The organism is Persicimonas caeni (assembly GCF_006517175.1).
GTDB lineage: Bacteria > Myxococcota_A > Bradymonadia > Bradymonadales > Bradymonadaceae > Persicimonas > Persicimonas caeni.
The window spans coordinates 2,846,774-2,867,928 of sequence record NZ_CP041186.1; the positions used below are offsets into that span (position 1 = coordinate 2,846,774).

15 protein-coding genes are annotated in these 21,155 nt (G+C 59.2%); 1 reads left to right on the forward strand and 14 read right to left on the reverse strand.

Going from position 1 to position 21,155, the window contains the following annotated elements:
- Positions 1–283: 283 nt before the first annotated feature.
- From FIV42_RS10465 to FIV42_RS10505, 9 genes are all read right to left on the reverse strand, one after another.
- Positions 284–1,156: a hypothetical protein gene (locus FIV42_RS10465; protein WP_141197628.1), complete on the reverse strand. Its 873-nt coding sequence runs from the start codon at positions 1,154–1,156 to the stop codon at positions 284–286.
- Positions 1,143–1,559, reverse strand: coding sequence for a hypothetical protein (locus tag FIV42_RS10470; RefSeq protein WP_141197629.1), 417 nt, complete (start codon positions 1,557–1,559; stop codon positions 1,143–1,145). The genes FIV42_RS10465 and FIV42_RS10470 overlap by 14 nt, the downstream gene beginning before the upstream one ends.
- 27 nt (positions 1,560–1,586) lie before the next feature.
- A complete protein-coding gene (locus FIV42_RS10475; protein WP_141197630.1) occupies positions 1,587–2,345 on the reverse strand; it encodes a phosphorylase family protein in 759 nt (252 codons plus the stop codon).
- Positions 2,342–3,646 carry a class I SAM-dependent methyltransferase gene (locus tag FIV42_RS10480; protein ID WP_141197631.1) on the reverse strand — a complete coding sequence of 435 codons (1,305 nt, stop codon included), beginning with the start codon at positions 3,644–3,646 and terminating at the stop codon, positions 2,342–2,344. The genes FIV42_RS10475 and FIV42_RS10480 overlap by 4 nt, the downstream gene beginning before the upstream one ends.
- Positions 3,646–4,656 carry a S66 peptidase family protein gene (locus FIV42_RS10485; protein WP_141197632.1) on the reverse strand — a complete coding sequence of 337 codons (1,011 nt, stop codon included), beginning with the start codon at positions 4,654–4,656 and terminating at the stop codon, positions 3,646–3,648. The genes FIV42_RS10480 and FIV42_RS10485 overlap by 1 nt, the downstream gene beginning before the upstream one ends.
- A gap of 27 nt (positions 4,657–4,683) precedes the next feature.
- Entirely contained in the window at positions 4,684–5,868 is a 1,185-nt protein-coding gene (locus FIV42_RS10490; protein WP_141197633.1) for a type III PLP-dependent enzyme domain-containing protein, read from the reverse strand.
- A complete protein-coding gene (locus FIV42_RS10495; protein ID WP_141197634.1) occupies positions 5,865–6,638 on the reverse strand; it encodes a class I SAM-dependent methyltransferase in 774 nt (257 codons plus the stop codon). The genes FIV42_RS10490 and FIV42_RS10495 overlap by 4 nt, the downstream gene beginning before the upstream one ends.
- A 73-nt stretch (positions 6,639–6,711) precedes the next feature.
- Positions 6,712–7,710, reverse strand: coding sequence for a HesA/MoeB/ThiF family protein (locus FIV42_RS10500; protein ID WP_141197635.1), 999 nt, complete (start codon positions 7,708–7,710; stop codon positions 6,712–6,714).
- 76 nt (positions 7,711–7,786) lie between these two features.
- Entirely contained in the window at positions 7,787–8,080 is a 294-nt protein-coding gene (locus FIV42_RS10505; protein WP_141197636.1) for a hypothetical protein, read from the reverse strand.
- A gap of 1,077 nt (positions 8,081–9,157) precedes the next feature.
- Between FIV42_RS10505 and FIV42_RS10510 the strand changes: the two genes are divergently transcribed.
- A complete protein-coding gene (locus tag FIV42_RS10510) occupies positions 9,158–10,036 on the forward strand; it encodes a DUF6261 family protein (RefSeq protein ID WP_141197637.1) in 879 nt (292 codons plus the stop codon).
- Positions 10,037–10,591: 555 nt separating this feature from the next.
- Here the strand turns inward: FIV42_RS10510 and FIV42_RS30105 are convergent.
- The 5 genes from FIV42_RS30105 to FIV42_RS10530 form a co-directional block, all read right to left on the reverse strand.
- Positions 10,592–10,741 carry a hypothetical protein gene (locus tag FIV42_RS30105; RefSeq protein ID WP_168210543.1) on the reverse strand — a complete coding sequence of 50 codons (150 nt, stop codon included), beginning with the start codon at positions 10,739–10,741 and terminating at the stop codon, positions 10,592–10,594.
- A 391-nt stretch (positions 10,742–11,132) separates the two neighbouring features.
- Entirely contained in the window at positions 11,133–12,092 is a 960-nt protein-coding gene (locus FIV42_RS10515; RefSeq protein WP_141197638.1) for a hypothetical protein, read from the reverse strand.
- A 294-nt stretch (positions 12,093–12,386) separates the two neighbouring features.
- A complete protein-coding gene (locus tag FIV42_RS10520) occupies positions 12,387–14,273 on the reverse strand; it encodes an AAA family ATPase (protein ID WP_141197639.1) in 1,887 nt (628 codons plus the stop codon).
- A gap of 36 nt (positions 14,274–14,309) precedes the next feature.
- Positions 14,310–15,536 (reverse strand): ATP-dependent nuclease, encoded by a 1,227-nt coding sequence (locus tag FIV42_RS10525; protein WP_168210544.1) that lies wholly within the window; start codon positions 15,534–15,536, stop codon positions 14,310–14,312.
- A 585-nt stretch (positions 15,537–16,121) separates the two neighbouring features.
- Positions 16,122–21,140 (reverse strand): reverse transcriptase family protein, encoded by a 5,019-nt coding sequence (locus FIV42_RS10530; RefSeq protein ID WP_141197641.1) that lies wholly within the window; start codon positions 21,138–21,140, stop codon positions 16,122–16,124.
- Positions 21,141–21,155: the final 15 nt, after the last annotated feature.

Sequence of the window (21,155 nt, forward strand, 5' to 3'; positions counted from 1 at the left end):
TCGAAGGACTTGGCGAAGCTCTCCTTGGCTGCACGTGATCGTAAACTCGAACCGGGAACTCCCATGAGGCTGGTCGCCAGGCCTCGGAACACTCTCGAGGCTCCGATGGGGCATGTCGCGTGCGCGCACCTGCATCCCCTCCAGCAGCGCGCGCGTCGCCTCGACCGGGGGGCACGACGGCGGCGCTGCCAAACAGGCGCAACACGGCGGCGTGCCGGCAGAGTAAGCCACAACGCGCCCGATGAAAGAGTAGGAGCGCGAAGAGCCTCAGCCTCTGCGCACATCAAGCCTCGGCGCCCAACCGCTCGGGTGCACGTCTGTCGACAGGGTTGGTAAAGAGGTCGCGGCTCCACGCTACCGCCAGAATTGAGAAGATCCACAGGTGGATGAAGGATATCCCCATGAAGATCCAGGTGCCGATGTGGAAGCCGATAGCGGCAGCGAGCAAGGCGCGCCGGAGCTTTGGTAGGGGGTAGTAGAGCAGAAACAAGAGCTCCAAGCTCAAAGCCCCGTAGGCCATCAACTCACAGACCGCGGGGTACTGAGCCAGCCACACCCCGGCGGTCGTCTCTTGGCGCAACAGCGCGATTTGCAGGTTCGTGCCGTCGGCCGCCCACTGCCATCCCGACTCCAACAGTTTGGCCAGGCCCGATTGGACGTAGACGAGGACCGTAACCAGCTCCATGAATCGAAACGCCAGGCTGGTCGACTCGGACCAGGACTGCGTCCACCTCTCGGTGCGAGAAAAGTCGCAGAGGGCCAGCGCTCCGAGAAACCAGACAAAATGAATGCGCGCGTTGACGAAGCCAAACCCGTTCGACCAGGCATCCAGCAGCAAGAAGCCCACGAAGAACAACGAGGCGAAGAGCCGATGGCGAACGCGCATCAACGACAGCACGGCGGCGGCGGTCAACGCCAGGTTGACGGCGACGAGCAGGCCCGAAGGCGGGAAGGCCAGCCCGACGCGCTCGGCCAGACCGGCCGGGCTGTAAAGCCATGCTTCGGTGGCTCGGTAGGGAGACCAGTCGGTCCCCCAGATCACGCCCAGGGCGTACAGATACAAGACGACATGCGCCATCTCCATGAACTTGTGCGCTTGGACCCCGAAGCAGAATTGGTCCCAGGGATTCGAATATGGGGGCTTATCGGCAGACATGGAGCGTTTCTTGGCGGAAGATAGAAGAGGTCATCGCCTTGTCGGCGTCGCGGGTGAAGTGCACGATTTGACGGGTCACCTCGACCTGCTCGGTCTGAGTGCCGTCGAGTACGATCCGACAGATGGCCGCCTCGAGCGCCGGGTCGTCGGTGTCGATATAGGCGCGATAAGACATCTCGTTGGCCTGAAAGAAAGGGATAGGGATCACCTCACCCGGTGTGTGGGAGCCTCCCTCCTGGTCCAGATACCGAATGCGCTCGAGGTAGACCCCGTCACTCAGCGTACGAGTGAACATGCGATAGGCGTTGAACGGGTAGTTCGACGCGTCGCTCAAGGTCGCGTAGGCCTGTATGGCCAGAAAGGCCGGCAACAAGAGACTGCAAATCTTCCACTGCGATTTCATGGTCGGCTCGTCGGGAGGGCGCGCGGGTCAACTCGAGAAGCTCTCCTCGATGAACTCGAGGATGACGTCTCGGATGGCCATGTCGGTGTTGGCCTCAAGCTGGCGGCGTTCGTCGGTGTACTCGAAGAAGCTGTCGCCCCGATCCAGATGATCGGAGAGGTTGAGTATGGCCACGGCCTGAGAGCCGTAGGCATGCGCGACCGAGAAGGTGGTCGCCGTTTCCATGTCGACGCCGACAAATCCGCGCTCTTGCCACCGACGGATCTTGGCAAGATCTTCTGTCAACACCGCATCGGTACTGATGACCTTGCCCTGGGCGAATGGCAGCTCTTTGCGGGTGCAAATACGGCGCATCCGCGCGAGCAAGCCCGGTTCGGCCGCGTAACCATCTGGCGGACACGACACGTAGCTGGGGGCCACACCGTCATGACAGTCGGCGTGGGTGACCAGCAACACGTCTCCGTAGTCGACGGTGGGCGACAATCCGCCAAAGTAGCCGGTCTGCACGACCAGCTGGGTCCCCATCTGGCACAGCGGGTGGGCGACAAAGGCCGCCATAGGGCTGCCAAAGACGCCGGCGACCATGACGTCGACGCCGGCGTGGGTGCCCAAAAGCGCGTTCCACTCGGTGTCGCACACCTCACCGGCGAACGCCGAGCGCCACCGCTCGAGTGCGCCGGCCAAGCCCCACTCCCCGTGAAGGATGAGAACATCGGGAACGTCTGCAGGCTCCAAAGACTTCAGCCGCAGCCAGTCAGCGCGCTGTAGCTCACCGTAAAGAGTCATGGTTTCTGAAAGATGCACAGGTAGACTGAGGGCCTTTTTTCGCCCAGATCGATCGGGCAGGCCCGGGTGCGAACTAGCTCCTCGAAACCCGCCCAGTCGTGCTTGGTATAGATGTGGAAATTGCGCTGCCTTTCTCGCTCGACGATCGAGGTGACCAGGTTTTCGACGTCGTCGGTATGTGCCTCGAGCGACGGCAAGCGCTCGGCCGAGACGAGGTTCAACCCGCGCTGCTCGAAGAGGCGCAACTGCTCGGCCAGGGAGGCCACCCGAATATGAGCGGAGATGGATTCTTGGAGTGTACGGACCAGATGAGCGGGCACGTCGCGGTAATCGTACAAGAATTCGACCATATACCCGCCGCGCCGAAGCACGCGCCTCCCCTCCTCGATGATCCTTTCGGGCTCGGGGGAGTAGCCCAAGGTGGCCGTCAAGACGAAGCCGTCGTAGGAGTTGTCGTCGAAAGGCAGGTCGGTGACATCGAACCTCGCGAAGGTGGCCGCCGATTCTTGTTGGCCGGCGAGCAAATTGGCCATCGAAATGAACTCGGCGTCGTTGTCGATGCCGAGAACGTGATCGAAGTTGCGACCGAGCACCATTGAAGACAGGCCGGTAAAGCACCCCACATCCAAGATCCTCGAGTCCGGCGCCAACCCCAGGTCCAACAGGCGTTGGCTCAGCCGCTGGACACTGCTGCCGCCTCCGGGGGCGGCGTTCGGATCGCCCAGGTAGGCGAGGAATTCCAAGGGACGCATATCGGACAGTTTCTGCAGTGGCATCCGCCTGATGGGCCGGCTAAAGAAGGCCATCAGTTGATCGCGCGTCTGCTGCTGCAGCGGCGTTTCTCGCACGATTTGGCGCGCGGGTTTCGGCTCGCCGGCCACGAAGCGCACCGTGTCGTCGGGCGCCTCGGACAAGTCGCGACACCAGAGCCTGCGCAGCGACAGGGGGCCGAGCGTGGCGGCCATCTGCGATGCCTCCATCGACGAATCAGCGGCAAGCAGCAGGGGACGACGGCCGTCGCAGCGCTGGGCGAGGAGTTGGCCAAAGACGGGAGCGTCCATCACCTCCGGCGCCACGGCGAAGACGCGAGGCTGCGAGTCGTCGGCGCGCGCAGCGCGCGGCAGCTCGGCCGGGTCGGCCACCGCTTCGACGCCATAGTCTGCAGACAGTTGCTCGGTGAGGCGCGGGGCGTCGAGCCGAGGCGAGCGGTGCTCGCACCGCACGAAGAGCTCGGCGGCCGAGGTGCGTTGGAAGCCTTCGAAGACAGCCTCGGCGAGAGGTCGTTGGGAGTTCGGGCTCATCAGGGCCGCTCCTTGTTCCACGGTTCGAGTAAGCGAAAGCGCCCCCCGGCGGCGTCCAACTCAGCCTCGACGCCGATCGGGAGGGTCAAGAGGGGATCGGTATGCCCAAAGTCCACGTCGTAGAGAACGGGGATGTCGTAGCCGCGCAGCGCGACATCCAAAATGTCGCGAAGACTATCTTCCCGGGTAAATTCAACCGAATCGGGGAAGCGGCCGATGACCATTCCGTTGACCTGGTCATAGACTCCCATCTGACGCAGTCTGGTGAACAAGCGATCGATGGTCTCGGGTGACTCGACCTCGTCTTCTTCCACGAACAAGATCGTCCCCTCGAGATCGGGCCAGTAAGGAGTGCCGCTCAACAACAGCAGGCTGCCCAGGTTGCCACCGAAGAGCCGCCCGCGGGCGACTCCCGCAGCGTAAGTCTTCCACCCCTGAGAGGGCCGCTCGAGCATCGCCAGGTCCTCGCGCTCGTACCACAGGTTGGTCGAGACCATTTCGGCGGCCTGAAAGTCCAGCTCGCGGCCCCCCTCGAACAAGACCCGCTCGAACCAGCGCACGGTGTAATCGAAGAGAGTGGGCTTGGCGAAAGTGATCACCGCCGGGCCGCTGAAGGTCACCAGCCCACAGCGCGCGGTGATGACGTTGAGCAGCGGAGTCAGGTCACTGTACCCGATGATCGGCTTGGGGTGAGCCGCGAAGAGCTCGAAGTCGAGATACTCGAGGAGTTGATGGGTTTGATGACCGCCCCAAAACGCCATCAGCGCGTCGATGCTCGGGTCGGTGAGGAAGTCGTGGATCGCCTGGACGCGCGCTTCAATCGTGCCCGCGGTATGTCCGACGGCTCGCCGGCAATTGGGCGCCTCGACGACCTCGAGGCCCACTTCGGCCAGTCGAGCATATCCTCGCGCGATCACGGCGTCGTCGAGTTCGTCGATCGGCGAGGACGTGGCGATTACACCGAGCCGGCTTCCCTGAGCGAGTCGCGGCGGACGAATGATTGTCGGCATGCTTGTCTCCGTGTCTTAGGGAGTGGGTCATCGCGATGAAGAAGGCTGCCACTGTTCCTCTGAGACAGTGAGCACCGGGGGGGCCTGGCGAATCCAGCTGTGCGAGGTCGCCAGATCGTAGGCGCCGACTTCTCCAAAGACGAGGAGCGTGCCCGGCGATAGAGGCACCGGGGAAGTGAAACCGCGGGCGAGCGAGTCACTTTCGAAGCACTGGGCCCCGAACAGATCATATTCGATCTCCTGGTCGAGCGAACCTGCCAGCTCGGGAGCGTCGTGGACCACCTCGATGGGATGATGCCAGGTCTCCAGCGACGGGATCAGATTGCGCCCGGCGTCGAGCACCAGCAGCCGACGCCCGTTGCGACGCTTTTCGTGGCGCACGCGGCTGACGAGATAGCCGTGATCTTCGACGAGGCTTCGCCCCGGCTCGACGACCAGCGTGAAATGATGCGGATCGAGATGCTGGGCTCGAAACGCCGTCGCGACCGCGTCGGCGAACTCGGCGATCTCCGGAGTCTTTGCCGGGGTCTGGCTCTTGGAGGGGAAGCCCCCGCCTATGTCGAGCCAGATGTCGCCGTCGTACAGGTCAACGATCTGTCGGAACAGTGAGCCATAGATGGCGATCGTCTCACGATACAATCGGGGACTCGGCTGATTCGAGCCGACGTGAAAGTGTAGCCCCGATAGGCGCACTTCGGCGTCGTCGAGGAGTTGCAGCGCAGTGGCGACCTCGGAGAGGAGCAACCCGAATCGAGACCAGCGGCCGTTCGGCCGCCGCGTAGCCAACCGCATCGAGATGCGCGGGCAGCTCGCGAGTTGGTCGCTCAACTCGAGCACCGTCGACAACTCCGGCAGGCTGTCGACTTGAATGGCCACTCCGGCCTCGAGCGCGCTGCGCAGCTCGTCGGGAGTCTTCAGCGGGCCGTCGAAGTAGATCTTGTCGGGCTGAAAACCATCCTGCAATGCGAGCTCGAGTTCTCGTCCGGAGACGACCTCGGCGGCGAGCCCCTCTCGGGCAAACAGTCGGGTGATATCCGCCAGGCTGTTGGACTTGTACGAGTAGGCGACCTCCACCCGGGGAAAGTGAGACGCCCATGCCTGCTGATGCGCACGCAAGCTAGCGCGAATACCGTCGATGTCGACCAGAAAAAAGGGGGTCTTCACCTCGGCCGCGGTCTGGCGGACAAGTGGCGGGATCGTCGAGCAACTCATTTGAGCTCCCAGATTTCGAGGGCGAGTCCTTGATACCGTCGATGTTCATTGAGCACGATGCGGGTGTCTCGCATGCGGTCGAAACATTGCTGTTGCAGCTCGGGGCGAGCGTCGGCGTAAAAAGACGACTCGTCGAGCATACGGCGAGTGGCGAACACCACGGCCGGAATCGAAACCGGCTCGAGGGAGTGCGTTTGGGACTCACACAATTCAAAACGCGAGGTGAAGTACTCGCGCCACCATTGCTCGGTCCAATGGGCCCGCGGTCGAAAGTCGATGTACTGCTCGACGGTGTCGAGCAACTCGTCAGGCGGCGAAGAGCGGTAAAAGAAGTTCGACACACACAATTTGCCTCCTGGCTCGAGCACGCGGGCGACCTCGTCGAGGGCGGCTTCGGAGGCGTCGAAGAACGCAAACGTGCCACCTGCCACGACGTGCGTGAACGTCTCGTCGGCCAGCGGCAGGTCGGTGGCATCGGCGACCTGGAAGTCCAGGCGCAGCTCACCGCGCACTTGTCGGGCCCGTTCGATAGCACTCGAGGACAGATCGATTCCGACCCCGCTGCAACCGAGGTGATGCGCGATGTACCGCGATGAAAACCCGGTCGAGCAGGCCAAGTCGAGCAGGTGACTGTGCTCGTCGATCGACGCCTTGTCGATCCACCAACGCACGGTGTCCTCCCCTCCCGGAGGCGTGTTTTCTTGGCCGAGGAGGGCGACGAAGTCAGGATAGTCGAGCGCCTGAACATCCTTTCTGGATTCAAATTTCATAGGACTGATTTGCTCAAGAGAAAAAAGGAACTGGGAACATCCAAGCCGCACGCTACTCGTGTGGCGAACGCGCTCACTGGGCGATGGGGGAGCGGGTCAGCGACAAATCTCTCAGATCGATGCGCAGCTCCTCGAAGCCCACAAGCAAAGGCAGATGGTCGGCGGCGAGGATGCGGATGGCCGCCTCGCCCATGAGCCCGCCCATCAGGGTATTGATGGTGGATCCCGAGGAGTTCCAACTGTTGGGCAACTTGATCGCGGCGCTCAAGGCTTGGGCGATGGAGGGGCGGTCGAGCACCGTCATCAACTGCCGCCAACTGGGAGTATTGAAGCCAGGATCGACATACGGGCCGATGAGGCCGACGCAGCCTTCGTAGCCGCCTCGGATCAGCGGCGTGTCTGCCACGAGCCCGGGGTGGTCGTACAGCCCCTCACACTCCCCACACACTGCGATGAGATCGGCCTCGGGGAGTTCGACGTCGGCGTCACGATCGACGTTGAAGGTATGAGTGTGCAGTTCGAGGGCGGGGAATCGGCGGGCCAACTCCCTGGCCGCGACCTCGACCTTCGGCCGCCCCAGATCTTCGGCGGTATATAGGATTTGGCGATTCAGGTTCGAAAAGTCAATCGTGTCGTGATCGATAAGATGCATCTTCTCGACGCCCGCCCCCGCCAGGGTCAACGCGCAGTGACAGCCGATGCCCCCCATGCCGTATACGATAACGGTGCGACTCTTCAGGTCCCGGAGGATCGCGTCGGGTTCGAAGGGCTGTAGGTGAGCATAGTAGGAGAGTTGGCGGGTGAAGAGTGGCTCTTCCTGGCGGAACTCGTCCAAGCGCGCCGAAAGGCGCACCAGCCACCCACGCTCTTCGAGCACGGGCATCAAGAGCTCGAAGATAGGAATGTCGAGCAACTCCGCTTCGGTCCTGGTGCCGTCGAGCTTGGCGAGGGCAGCGACCCCGGCTTTGCCGAGATTGGAGATGGTAATCTTCTTGCGCGTGCCGCGCAGCACGAGCGATCCGTCCTCGTTCGCCGGGCTTACTGTGGGAAGCAGCCAGAGATAATGTGCCATGGATATAGCGCTAAGAGATCAAAGGAAACAAGAGGCGGCCGAAGCCGCCTCTTGATCAGTGCGACATTACGTCACTCTAGTTTCGCACCACGATGGCGGCCGAAACCATGTCATCGACGACGATGTCGAAGGCAGTCGGCGTAATGCCGGTCGTACCCTCGAGCTCTTCGACCATGGCCGGGTCGATGAGGATCTTGTAGGTCCCCTGCTCGGTGACCTCCAACGTGATTCCAGCCGCGTCGATTGTCGACTCTTCGTCGACCTCGCACATGATCGGCTCTTCGGCGAAAGCCGAGCCGGGCACGGCCGAGATAGCTGCGCCGAGGGCGAGAGCTTTGCCAATATTACCCAACGTCTTTTTCTTCGACATATTGTCTCCTTACAATAAATAAACATGCCCCTAAAGGCACATAAGCACTAGACACGACGTCGTTGAGGAAATGCATTTCCCCCGCATCACTTTGTGTGCGGTATATTCATACTCAAAGAAGCCTCTTTCCATGTCAAGTCAAATCCCTTCGATCTCCTTCAAAAGAAAAGCCCTCCCAAGAAAGCAGCCCATAAGCGACCGCCCACCCCTTCCACGCAGACCATTTTCACAAGCCCCGCTCGACCAAACGACTGGCCGCGGCCGTGGAAAATGACGCTCCCCCCCAAGAGTTTGCATTAAGAATGGGACATCCAGGGGGCTTCGCCCAACAAGGGCAAACCAACATATGTGACGGCGCCGGCCACGATCACTTTCAACACTTAATCACCACACCTAGCAGTATACACCCTTATTCTCGTACCCGCACAAACCCGCCGTTTTTCTACTTCTCCAGTATTCCCATTAATGCCGCATTTAAATAAAAGAAGAGCGTGCTGCGCATCTGGTGGCCGCCTTGGCCGCGCCCCACTGAGACACGAGCCTAATGACTACATATGACTCGCGACACCGAGCTGACGCCGTCCCCCCGCACCATCGCGACGACACTGAGGAGCAACGACAAGCTGCTCACGTTGAACGACCGGCAGAGCCAAAAGGTAAATCAGGCCTTCGGACTCCAGAAGGTTGGCGACCTCAAGGAGTTTGACACCCGCGAGTGCCAGCCCCCCAAAACAAGCATCAACAACAGAATGCGACGCATCCTTCGCCCTCGTATTGAACAGAATTCGTGCGGTTGGCCGCCCCAATCGCGCGACCCGCTGCCCTCCATCCCAACTCAAACCTCCCTATTGACGCCCCCTCCCTCCCCCAATAGACTCACTCCATTCGAACCACACAGCTTCCCCAGGGGGACCACTCGCGGCCGTCCCCCAACGGGGCAGTCGACGCCACAAGACGTACGTCCTCGGTAGTAGAGCCACGGGTCCAGCGCCGTACCGTGCTTGCGAGACGATTTGGGGGGCCTCGACGCATGTACTGGCGCCGCGACAACCCACTCTTTTGACAGGAGTCAAAACGATGAGTCTACGTCCTTCGGAACAATTGGACGGCTACCAACAGGACACCGGCAGCAAGGAGTTCTGCCTCAACGACATGCGCCCCAAGGCCGAGGCCCGCGGGCTGAGCGAGCTGGTCGGGCTGATCGACGCCGCCCAGGCCGACCTCGACGAAGTGGGCAGCATCGAGTTCGACTGGGGCCAGAGCAAGACCAGCGGCCCGGCCTCCCGCAAAGAAGCGGTGCAGGTCGACGTCAAACTCGACCGCTCTCTGGGCCAGGCCCACACCATCATCGACGCCTACGCCAAGGGCGAGTCCGACTCGCCGCAACGCGAGGCCGCCCGGCGCATCAAGACCAAAGTGCTCCCCCGCGGCGTCTTCCCGATCACCTCGCTCAAGTACGAGCAGCAGCACGCCGCCATCAAGGAATTTCACGGGCGCATGACCACGACCTTCAGCGCCGACGTCGACACCCTCGGGCTGACCGGCCTGATCGATGGCGTCGGCCGGCTCAACGCCGACTTCGGCAGCCACCTGACCGTCGACGCCAATCAGGTGACCTTCGACCAGGTGCTCGACGCGCGACGCAAGTCCGACGACAGCTTCGCCCTGGTCATCATGGCCACCCACGTCTTCACCGCCCACGACCCCGAGGCGACCGCCGACCTGCTCGCCGCCTACCACGACCAGCAAGAGCGCATCGCCCAGTACCAAAAGCGGCGCGGCGTCACCCCGGTCGTCGACCCGGGCACCGGCGAAATCGTCGACGACGAGGGCGGTAACGCCCCGGTCGCACCCACGCCCGATGAAGACACCGACCCGTCGGCCCCCTCCGCCGACGACACCGACTCGCCGGCCGAAGACGACGTCGTCGAGCCCCAGCCGGTCCTCGAAGAATAAGCCCACCCAACGCCCTCCGGGGAGCGTCGCACACACGTCGCGGCGCTCCCCTCCACACCGCGCTCAGCCTCCCACACGCGTCACGCCCATCCCCTTCGACGTAGGGTTCGCGCCCAACTCGAGTCACTTTTGGAGGGTTCGAAGCCCTCCCCAAATTCAGGTCCACCCTCGATCCCCCCCTACACCGCCCCCCTCAAATTCAGGTCCACCTCGATGGCCCGGCCAACGCCGAACCCCCAAAACGCGACCTCACCCGAACGCCTCCCCCAAAGACGAACCCCTCCCACGCGACCCCACCACAACGCCCTCCCCAACGCCGAACCCCTCCCACGCGACCCCACCCGCAACCCGACCCGGCCGAGCACCCGTCCGACACGACCCGAGCAAAACCCGCGCCCCCTTCACAACCCTCAGAAGCCCTTCTGACGGGGTTAAAGCCCAAAAACCAAGAGACGCACGTTTGGCGAGGGCATCCCTTCCCCTCGGGGAAGGTGCCTCGCGCGAAGTACAGCGCGAGGCGGATGGGGGTCCCCAACAAGGCTTTCCGCATCATGCTCATTCCGCCGTCCCAATCTGAGCCAAATCCGGAATCGACAGGCCAGGAAGCAAGTAGAACTCGCCGCCGTGCTCATCCCCGAGCGTGACAGCCAAAGAGAAGGAGAAGGCGTCGAAGAGCATCACGCCGCCGCCGGTGGCGAGGCGCACTTCCTCCTCACCCGTCGGGGCGATCGACGCGTGGTGTTGGAGTTCGCAGGCTCAGGGGGTGTCGCGCTGGCAGCCGCAAGATGAGTTCTACGAGGGGGGGTACTGGCGACGACTCTGAACGGAGCTGAGGAGTGCGTGGGTGACAACGTGTGACTTTGATATGTTCGCCCACATAAAAACGGCATGACGCCATCCATCAATGGGTGGCGTCATGCCGTGCGCGTCCGCGTGAGCTTCGAAATTGATAAGCAGCGAATAAATGTAACGATGAGCTACGTCACCGCTTCAAGCACGTCTTTAGAGTTACTTACTTCAGCCTCAAGCCACCGGCAGACGCATCCAACCACTTCTTTGACAGCGCACAGCAAATTCTTCCGCTGATGATAGAGGCTCACTCGCCAGCGCCGAGGAACTCCAACAGATTGGGTCCGACACCTACGGTAGCAACAACCCCAGGAGACTCACCATCGCCGAGGTCGACAAGATATGAGCCTCCCACATAGAACCAGCCCGAGACGTCGCCGAGTAGACCAATAGAGATTCTATCGGCAGCAAGATCGCCTTGATCTCCGCTCTGAAGCTCCACAATATTCCACCCTCCGGTCACAGACGCGCCCAGATAGTTAAAGGCAGCTACTCTTTCGAAGTTCCACTTCATTCCAAATGCAAGGGACACCGGTGCAGCCGAAAAAATCAAGCCATTATCACCAGTATCGAAATTCGTAGAAATCAGCCCCGCCGGAATCCAGAAAAAGGACTCTTCACCGAGTGCACGGTAGCCTTCAATACTCCTTTTATTCTTGAAGTAGAATGAAGTCCGTGTGAAATCCTGAGGTTCTCCCGAGCCTTCGGGATCTCGCACAATGTTGAATTGGATTTCTTGTGCATGATGCGCCTCGATACTCGCAAGAGGTACGAGAATCAAGGGATGGCGCCGGACGGGAAAGCTTCTCAAATCTGCAGATTGTCCTCCCTCGACCTTATAGTGAGCCTTTTCCCAGTTAACCTCAGAAGGATCGACAACCTGTCGGTTCTGCTCAAACCAAACAACGAAAGTGTAAGAGTCCACGGGAACGTACAAATGACTTCCGGGGACGGTAGATGGATAGTGGCCATTACTTCCACTCTCACCGCAATCATTCATCCATTCGCGCACTGCCTTTGGATCGACCTTCTGTCCTTTTTTGAGTTTAACAAGCATTGGGTCGGTATTCGCCACAGAGCAAACCACTGCGAAAGTATCGCCCGACTCAGTTCCCGCCCGAACAGCCGACATGGCCATTCGCGGCAGCAGCATTGTGCACAAGGTAGCAATCAGCAACGCCATCGAGACCTTCAAAGACAACTTCATACTACTGTCTCCCCGTAAATACTTAATTAGTAGAAGCTGCAAGCTATCGGTGTTCAGCACAACTGTCGAGAAAAAAAGCAACACCGCACTTACACTATTTAATCGGAGTCTTTCACTTAAGCGCGGGCAACTCAAACGAATGCAGGCAGCCCACTTTGACCCTAGAACAGGTTGACAATCCAAGAAAAACTGAGTTTGCACGGGTCATCGCCAGCTGGGTAGGGCGCTGTTCGCGCCTACCAACGCGTAGCAACTCTCGTCGCGAAGTATGTGCAAACGCTGGTGTGATCACATCTAATTTGGAAGCTCCCTGCCGTCTTCACCCACAGAACGAGCCAAGACCTCCTCGAGCAAATTGGCGATCGGTCTGAGCTTCTCCGGTTCATTCGCTAAGAGCCACTCAGTCATTAACGGCGAATGCAAGGTCTTTCGCAATTCCAAGGTGCTTTCACTGACGAAGTCGAACACGTGGTCGATAACCTCGGCTGCGTGAACGCTCTCCAACAGCCAAGTCTCATTATGCTCCCACTCTTGTGAGCTAGCATCAGGGCAGTGCTCGCGGTAGCGTCGATCCAATTCATTTTTGAGCTCGGTTTCAACGGTCTCTAATTCGACTGAGACATCGTTGGCGTACGGATCTTGCTCGATGGCATATTTGATCGCCTCGGGCACGAGCAAAAAGTTCTCGTACATCCGAGCGTCCAAGAAGCGAATCCGCTCGACATCTGCGCCGACCTTACTCCCCTTGCGCTTCAAGTCCTCGACCTTCCGGCTCGACTTGTCCTCAAGATCGAACACATAGGCGGCCGCCGTCGGCAACAAACTGTGACTGGAACTCAGATTTTCGTAGATGTCGAACGTATTCTCGGCGTCCTTCCCGTCGAAGTCCCCGGTGTGCTTGACCGCCCGAATCGCGGTACCGGCGAGCTTGACGTCCGTAAGCGCCTCTAGAATCATCGGGAAGCACTCCTGCTCGGTCTCGCCTTCGACCCACACGATGCGGTCGACGCCGAACACATCCGACAGCCTCGAACCCAGGGCCATTAACGCCTTGGTGATCTGGTCGCGCTGGTCCGGCTCGATGGTCCGCAGTTCGCTGACGCCATTGTCGATCTCGGTCAGAATGATCGAGGAAGACCGCGCGCTGCTCACGATCAGCGGCGAGTGCGTCGAGACTACGAATTGATGCTGGTCTCCATACTCGGCGATGATCTCCATCAGCGCGCGGGCGGCGGTGGGGTGCAGAAAGCTGTTGGGCTCATCGATGAGAATGGTGCGCGGGAAGCGCGATGTCACCAAGATGTACAGAATACACAGAACCTGGGCGACGCCGCTGCCGCATTCATCGAGGGCGAAGGTGAGATCGCGGCGGCCGTCGAACTTCCAGATTTCAATTCGAACCCGACCGCCGTCTCGAGCTGCTGTCACCTCTCGAATGGAGGGAAAAACACGCCTGACGAGCTCATTGTAGTGCTTGACCCTCCGATAACCTTCGCTCTGAAGGTCCTGCACACATGCTGCGAGATTTGCGCCGTTCGGTTGAAGTTCGGTCGATACATTGACATCGCAAACGCCCTTTACATCGCGCACCGAATCGAAGCGATAGACTCGGCCGAGATGTTGCATTCCGAGCCGAAAAGCGAAGTGGTGCTTGCTAGCTACACTTGACCTGTCGTGCAGACTGATTTCGGACTTGTCTCTGTCATAGCTGTAACGCGCCATCGCCGCTTTGGAATTCGCTTCCAGCATCAAGGCAAGTCCGAACGGCACCTGGGGCTCCGTGCGAAGAAATCGCTGAATACCACTGCGGCCCTCGAAACAAAACTTGATGCGTTCTTGCTCATGTATCCACCTCCAGAAGTGAAGGACCGGGTTGTCCTCGTCGCCACGCTGCTGGTGGACCCAAAATGGCTGGTTGGATAGATGTTGCCGAAGCTCTTCTTGACGGCACGAGATGACAAACTCAAAACTACTTGGTTTAGACGGTTTATCGCCGTGGGAAGGCACACTTCGTAGACTTCGGTGAGGCATGTTCGAAGCGCTCACCTGCATCGCCTCCAAGAAGGCAGTCTTCCCGGCGTTATTCTTCCCGACAAGTAGGTTCACGCCCAACGAAAGCGGAATGCTCTCGGTCTCCCAATAGCTCTTGTAGCTGCGAATCTTGAACTCACTGAAATACATCCATCACTCCCACCAAAGCCGGCCAGCCTTCATCACTCAATTCCACTCCCGAATCTTCTCACACACTTCCTCCAACCGCTCGGCCAAATCGGCGGTCTCCTCGAGCATCGCTTTGGTGAAGTGCTTCTTGACCGCGTTGGCGTGACCGACCTTATCGAAGGTCTTGCGCCCCCGCGCCGCATTGATCTGCTCCGGATACGAATCGAACGGGCCGACCGGCTCGAAACCTTCGTCATCCAGCAGCGCGCGCGTTGCCTCGACCGGGATATAGTTCTCGACCTCGCGGCCGGCCGTCACCCAGCAGTACATCTGGGTGTCATCCATCTCTTCGGCGATGCGCGCCAACCGCGGCTTGAGTTCGCTACCGGCCTCAGATCGGTCGCTGTCCGCCATCAAAATGGCGTGGCAGTTGACCCGCAACACCTCGACCAGGTCGTCGACCGAGGCCCCCAACTCCTCGGCCGTGTAGTGCGCCAACAACGACCCACCATAAAAGACACATTGATAATGACTCCCCTCACGAAGCTCGCCGTCGGTCCACAGCTCGACCCACCTGTTGAAGTACAGCCGGTCCGACGGCCCTTCCAACCACACGATGCAATTCGACTGCAGCAGGTCGCTGGCGCGCACCGCCAGGTCGTCCAAGATGGCCCGCTGCTGGGCATACGTGCTCACCTGGTGCACCGTCGCCTGGCCATCCTCGCGCTGAACGTGCAGGATCTGCGCGTCATCGTCCTGACTGAACATGTCGATGACCACGTTGGAATGCGTCGTCAAAAAGAAGTGGCTGCCGTGCTCGTCGGCGAAGTTGCGCAGGTAGCGGAACAGACGGCGCTGCAGCGCCGGGTGGAGGTTGTTTTCGAGTTCTTCGAAGCCGAAGAAGTACTTGTCGGGCTCTTTTGGGTTTTTGCTGTGAGGGACGAGGTACAGGAAAGTCAAAACGAGCAAAACCGTCTTCAAGCCACTGCCCGAATCCGACAGGCGAACCAGGGGTTTGCCGTCTTCCTCGAGGAAGACTTCCCAGGTTTCGTTCTTGTCGTGCTTGGTCATGATGCGCGTGAAATACGCATCGCTCTCGAAGATCTCGTTGAGCCCGTCGAGCATCGACTCCTCGACCAAGTCGTGCGGTAGCTCTGCACTCGTCAGGTAGTTGCGAATGAGGTTGGTCGCACCGCGCCCGTTAGGGTCGACATCGAGCTCGCCCGAAGCGGGCTCAGGACGAACGTCCCGCTCGCTGGTGAGTCGCACGAAATGGTGGCCCATGAATGGATCGAAGAGATACTTCTCGAGATTGGTCCATAACGCACCGGCAGACGGTGGCCCCGGCGCCCCGCAGCCTCCATGAAATGCAGTGTAGGACCCGACCGATCGCAGTGTTCGCTCACGAGCAACCAGACCGCTAGAATCGCGTTCTTGTGGAGTCCACTGCGCTTCTTCACCACAAAAGCGCATCCCGAAGTCGAAGGTAGTTCCATAATCGTCCTCCGGGAGTTCACGCATCGGAAATACGGCATTGATATCCTCCACCGTTAGCTTCTTATGCAGCCGCAACTCCCGCGGAAGCTCGGTGGAGACATCGTGGCCCCAAGCCCCTCCTGCAAGCGCTCGCTCGACCAAGTCGAGCAAGCTTGACTTGCCGGCGCTGTTCTTCCCAATGATGACGTTGACCGGATAGATACGTTCGAAGCCCTGCCATTCCTCACCAAAACACTTGTGATTCCGAAACCGGAAGCCATGATTTGCAAAAACCATCCACGTATCCTTTCAGCCGAAAATTGACCCAACGCCGACACCCAGCTGTCCCGCTACTGTCGAATTTTAGCGCGAAATTCGACTAATGCGCTTCGCCTAGTCATCACGCTCCCCAAACCCTGGCGGCGGGGATTTGAAGTTGCCACCATCAGGCAGCGTCTCTCCCATCCACTGTCTCTTGCTCCTCTCCACAGCCCACTCCACGCCGTTTTGTTGAGCCTCCTTCAACGCCCGCACCGGAAACTCCACGTCAGCGACCACGTGCAGGTTGTTGCCGCGAATTCGCGCGATTTCCTTGCGCTGCGAGTGCCTCGGAGACCAGGCGAACGACCCGCCGTATGAGCCGTGATTCGTCACGACAACATTGGCGTAGCTTTCGTACGCCCGCACCCAACTTAGCTTATCGTAGAGGTCTACATCCTTGTTGAACGCACTGAGAACGAGGTGCAGAACCTCACCACGAAGATTCATCCACGGCGTCGGGTCTAGAAGATCCGCACAGATGCCGACAGAAAAGTCACCCCACTTGGGATGAAGAAACCGGTACCATTTGCGACCCGGCAGAACCTCAAAAGAGGTCGTTTTCTTTGAACTCGACTTGATCGTCGCATTTAGAGCCTGCGTGAATCCATGCTCCAGATGCGCCGGCGTCGGCTTTCGAATGCGGAACTCTCGAGTGAGCCGATATCCATGTGTTTGCTCGTGGGTCATCGGAACGATCAACACCGCCTCGTTGACGAGAAAACGCTTGCTAATAGTCGACGTCACGTGCGGCGGTGTCACGCACCTCAACGGGCTCCAAACTAAACCTGCGAGAACACTGCGCCCGGTCTGACGAACGATGGAGCGGAGGTAGCCGGTCTCAGTGGTTGGGACGACAAGCTCAGGAAAGACGATTAATCCCTCGGAGGAACCGGCGAGGGTACTCTTCCCGTCGGCCTCGCGCATCGCAGTGGACCAAATCTGATGGCATACCTCCTGTATTTCGCGCCGTGACAGCGCTGGGAAGCGACGTCTGAGTGTACTCCAATCCGGGCTGGCGTCGATTTGGCCGATTCTTACTGGCAACTCATCGGCCAACTTCTCCAACGAACCGAGCCTCAGTTTTTCCGGCAGAATCCGTTTATCAACTGGCGGCGGAGGGAACCCACAAATCGACCTTACTTCCTCGAAGTCTTCATTCGCTTCGAGCCGAACGTCGACTCTCTCGTATAGGAAATCTCGCGCACCAGCTCGGTCCAAGTCGAGCGCGTCTAACCGGTCGATGAGATTTTGGAGAGGGTCGTTATCCAGCTTGGTCTGTTGCCTTTTTAGTTCGCCGCCGCCATCTTCTAGCCAACGGAGCAGCGCTTCAACTAAGCGCCATGTCTCGGGCGTGAGATGAACGCGTCTACGCAGCCACCAGCGATCCGCAAAGGGGACAACTCCAAAGCCATTGTCAAAGACTCTGTCGAGGAAGCGTTCGGAGCCTTCGACACAGACGAAAAAGTGTAGCGCGTGAACCCAGGTTTCATAATTCGCCCAAAACCCATCGCGCCTTGCAGGTTTTTTGAGAACTAACGGCAGAAAGTAGAGCGGGTGTGGCAAGATCTCCCAGTCCTCGGGGCGACTCGAAGTGGCGATCCAACTCTTCGGACTCACATCTTCGAGAATAGAACGACTTTCTCCGCGCTGGTGTCTGCGCCCCTGAGCAAGGATCTTCTCAGGCGCATTGTGCAGCCTGTTGTCATTGGACTCATCTTCCGACCGAGCAACCAGCCACGTAGGTGGGTATTCGCTGGCATGAGCCTGTTCTGACTCGTCGACCGAAGGTGCTGAGATTGCCTCGCGAAACATTGCCAGCGCGATCCGCATGGGAAGCCCAATCGCAGCTGCCTCGGGCAAGTTGAGCCGCCAACCCGTGAGCGAGTCGTGCGACGTTGCTCTTCCCCACAGTACCCGGTGAACGGTAGGTTTTGTCTCGGAAAACAGACCCGTCTGGTGACCTGGCCGATGCAAGTTTAGCGAATGAAGCAGAAGCCGAACATCTGCGTAAGTGTGCAGCGCGTGATACGCCTCGAGAGAATGGAACTCTCCGCCAGCACCCTCGAAAATCGACGTAAGCAGCTGCGTCTGAAACTGAGGCTCCTTGCCCTCCTCACCACCGTCCTCATACCAACTTCGCGCGGCTTCGGCGGGCACGTGGAGCAACCATCCCAAACGTCTTGCGAGGGCAATCCCCTCTTTCGACTTCCCCAACTCTGCCAGGGCCTCTTGAATCTCGGCAGGGGGAGAGTTGTCTGGTGACGGTACGAGTTTCAAGAGAACCCACGGGTTGATTTCAGCAGCATCTGCGTCCCGCGCGACTAACCGGCCATCCTGGCGTAGGATTGCCCGCGTCACGCCTTGGTGTTGAAACAATGCCTCGTGATCGGGAAGACGCAGTTCAGATAGTTCGTCGTGCGCTTTTGCGTGAGCAATTGTCAGGAAAGGATTGCCACTCACAGTAGCGATACAGGAACGAGCCACCGTCGCGCGGGTTGTCGCCGCAAGCACCGCTTGACATATCGCGGACGCCTCCCACGGCCGGATTCCCCAAGGCGAGTTTACGTCGAAACCTGGGTACAGGACTTCCGCCCATCGGTCGAAATCACCCAGCCACTCGAGGAGTCGCGGAATTTCCGAACTGGGTACGGCTCGAAACAACCAGGAGCGCGATCTGGGAGAGGACTTCTCGAGCGGCGACCACGTGGACGGATCGGCCGCTTCGATACGCCGCAATTCCTCATAGCGCAGCGCAGCGATGGCTTGGCCGAGACAACTCCAGAAGTGGGCGCGAAGAAAGGAAACGACCAAATGGACGCGCTCACCGGTCACAGAATCGTTGCCACATGCCCGTTTTTTTCCGCCGGCATACCAGCGCGCCGCCCAATCCTCTTGCCAATCTTTTTCATCTTCCTTCGGAGATGGAAGCCGAATATCATTCAGAATTTCGATCAACCACTCCGTTGCGCGCTCGCGCTCATCGAGTGCATCATATTCACCGGCCATCGGACGACGTACGGCAGCTCTGATGACCGCCCGCCACAAACTGAACTTCCAAGGACTCTCAAACATCGCCTGTCGCACGGACCGTCGAATCTCGAGAATCTGCCTAGAATCCTCTTCGACATCTTCCTCCGGGAGCCACGCGCGAACGAGGCGGTTTGCGGCGAAAGCACGCCGTGTGTCTTCGCGCACTTGCTCGTCGTCGAAGTCAAATCGAATCAGTTCGTGGAGATCAACAAGCCGATCCCGCGCGGGTTGCCCAAAGCGCTCTTCGAAGCCCTCGCGCGAGAGGTCACTCATCCGTTCGACCAAGTAGGTCACAAACGGCCCTAGCTTCTCCTTGCGCAACACATGCTCGCCGTAGGGATCGTTGAACCTGTCAAACGCATCGCTATCGGCGTCTTTGAACCAGTCGCTCAATCCAGGACACGCTTGCGAGGCGTCGTCGGCGCGGACACTAGTCAACTCCCCCTGACTAGGCGTATCCTTCAGCTCTGCCGGCTCTTCTTCGGTTATTGCCGCTTCCGGTTTCGGAGCCGGCCCGTCGGCCAGCACCTGTTCGCCGACCAGGTCGGGGTTTTGCGTGCCTACATAAAACTCTTCACATTCGTCGCATTGCTTCGCCGCCGTACTCCCATCCTCGAGGTACTTATCGATCACCTCCTTAACAGGCTCCGGCCCGATTTTTGCCCAATTGAGCCGTAGGTTGGAGCATTTGCCATTCGAGCCCGGCTCACCGAGCTTTGATGGCTCTGCTTTCTTGCTCTCAGCGGCAATACCCTCCCAGAGCATGTCGATTCCCTCGAGAAGCATTTTACGACTCGGCGCGACCAACAGCATGTCGTCCGCGAATCTCAGAAAGATAGAGCAATCTGGTTTTGGCTCAGCAACACGTTCATCGAGCCAACTCAAATAGTGCCAATCGAGCGGCGTCAGGTAGACGTTAAGAAGGAAGTTCGAAAGTGCCAAACCGGTGGGTAGCCCCGGATGGTTCGAACCATCCTGTATCGGCAGCTCATGGGTAATATGTGGAGGCTTCCAGCAATCGTCCCAAATCGACAGTGGCGTCTTCGGGTCCGGTGTGCGGTAACGGATCTTCTGCAGAAGGTCGCAAAGTGTATCCGCAAGGCGCTGACATGTAGCGCGCGTTTCAAGCCTTGACCGAATGTCGGCTGGATAACCCGTCATAGTTTCGCTCGTGGCCTCCGATATATCGCGAACACCAAAATCGCGATGTTCGAGATTCGTGAGACTATTTGGCGAAATTACTGGTTCATCGCACAGCACCGACCTAAACCGATTGCGGAGCTCTTCAATACAGACCGTTGGAAAAGCAAGGCGAAGGTCCAGACTCGTCCAGTACGCCTTCTTTGAGCCACCTTGGCCGTAACGCCCCCACCACTTTTCACGAACAAAGGGAGGGAGCTTCTCGTACGGGTAGTCGTCTGGCGTAAGCGCATCACCGGTTGCGCCACTTTGACTGATCTTCGCCGAGACTTTTGCAGCCGTGCTCCAATGGGCAACTCGCCGATAAAGCCCAAATGCTCGGGCATACGGCTGGTACAGCCGACTATCCGATAAAGAGAACCCCCGATCTTTCCACTTTGGTTCTGCCTCGCGATTGTCCCGGAAGATTCCGCGGAACCAGCGATTGCCGAAGGAGAAGTTCGGCATGACCGCCTCCATCACCGGTGCCAGCAACACTCCAAACACGATGAAAGCCACCTGGTCCTTTGTCCTAGGTGCTGTGTAATGCCGAAGCATTCCTCCTTTTTTTGGATATGGGACCAGTGGAAACAGCGACGGTTCGTAGGTCCCGGTTGCTAGCTCTTTGCCGAGTTCCTCGAGTCGCGACTCCGGAGCGAGTTGCCACTCGATGAAGTCGGCTTCATTGCGGATCTCGCCGAAACGATACCAACTCTGAAGCTTCCGCCATGCAGCATGCAGCACGAGCGGGTGTGAGAGCAGATAGGATACGTCGTCCGAAGATTCGTCTGAACCTTGCTTACTCATCGTTTGACTCACACAAACTTTAGTCAATCCAATCAACCATTGCACCAACACAACAACTGCGTTGATCTTCAACATTTGTATGTCGGAACC

Excerpts from the sequence above, each read along its gene's own strand:
- FIV42_RS10465 (WP_141197628.1), bottom strand. The coding sequence starts at position 1,156 with ATGTCTGCCGATAAGCCCCCATATTCGAATCCCTGGGACCAATTCTGC.
- FIV42_RS10470 (WP_141197629.1), bottom strand. The coding sequence starts at position 1,559 with ATGAAATCGCAGTGGAAGATTTGCAGTCTCTTGTTGCCGGCCTTTCTG.
- FIV42_RS10475 (WP_141197630.1), bottom strand. The coding sequence starts at position 2,345 with ATGACTCTTTACGGTGAGCTACAGCGCGCTGACTGGCTGCGGCTGAAG.
- FIV42_RS10480 (WP_141197631.1), bottom strand. The coding sequence starts at position 3,646 with ATGAGCCCGAACTCCCAACGACCTCTCGCCGAGGCTGTCTTCGAAGGC.
- FIV42_RS10485 (WP_141197632.1), bottom strand. The coding sequence starts at position 4,656 with ATGCCGACAATCATTCGTCCGCCGCGACTCGCTCAGGGAAGCCGGCTC.
- FIV42_RS10490 (WP_141197633.1), bottom strand. The coding sequence starts at position 5,868 with ATGAGTTGCTCGACGATCCCGCCACTTGTCCGCCAGACCGCGGCCGAG.
- FIV42_RS10495 (WP_141197634.1), bottom strand. The coding sequence starts at position 6,638 with ATGAAATTTGAATCCAGAAAGGATGTTCAGGCGCTCGACTATCCTGAC.
- FIV42_RS10500 (WP_141197635.1), bottom strand. The coding sequence starts at position 7,710 with ATGGCACATTATCTCTGGCTGCTTCCCACAGTAAGCCCGGCGAACGAG.
- FIV42_RS10505 (WP_141197636.1), bottom strand. The coding sequence starts at position 8,080 with ATGTCGAAGAAAAAGACGTTGGGTAATATTGGCAAAGCTCTCGCCCTC.
- FIV42_RS10510 (WP_141197637.1), top strand. The coding sequence starts at position 9,158 with ATGAGTCTACGTCCTTCGGAACAATTGGACGGCTACCAACAGGACACC.
- FIV42_RS10515 (WP_141197638.1), bottom strand. The coding sequence starts at position 12,092 with ATGAAGTTGTCTTTGAAGGTCTCGATGGCGTTGCTGATTGCTACCTTG.
- FIV42_RS10520 (WP_141197639.1), bottom strand. The coding sequence starts at position 14,273 with ATGTATTTCAGTGAGTTCAAGATTCGCAGCTACAAGAGCTATTGGGAG.
- FIV42_RS10525 (WP_168210544.1), bottom strand. The coding sequence starts at position 15,536 with ATGGGCCACCATTTCGTGCGACTCACCAGCGAGCGGGACGTTCGTCCT.
- FIV42_RS10530 (WP_141197641.1), bottom strand. The coding sequence starts at position 21,140 with ATGTTGAAGATCAACGCAGTTGTTGTGTTGGTGCAATGGTTGATTGGA.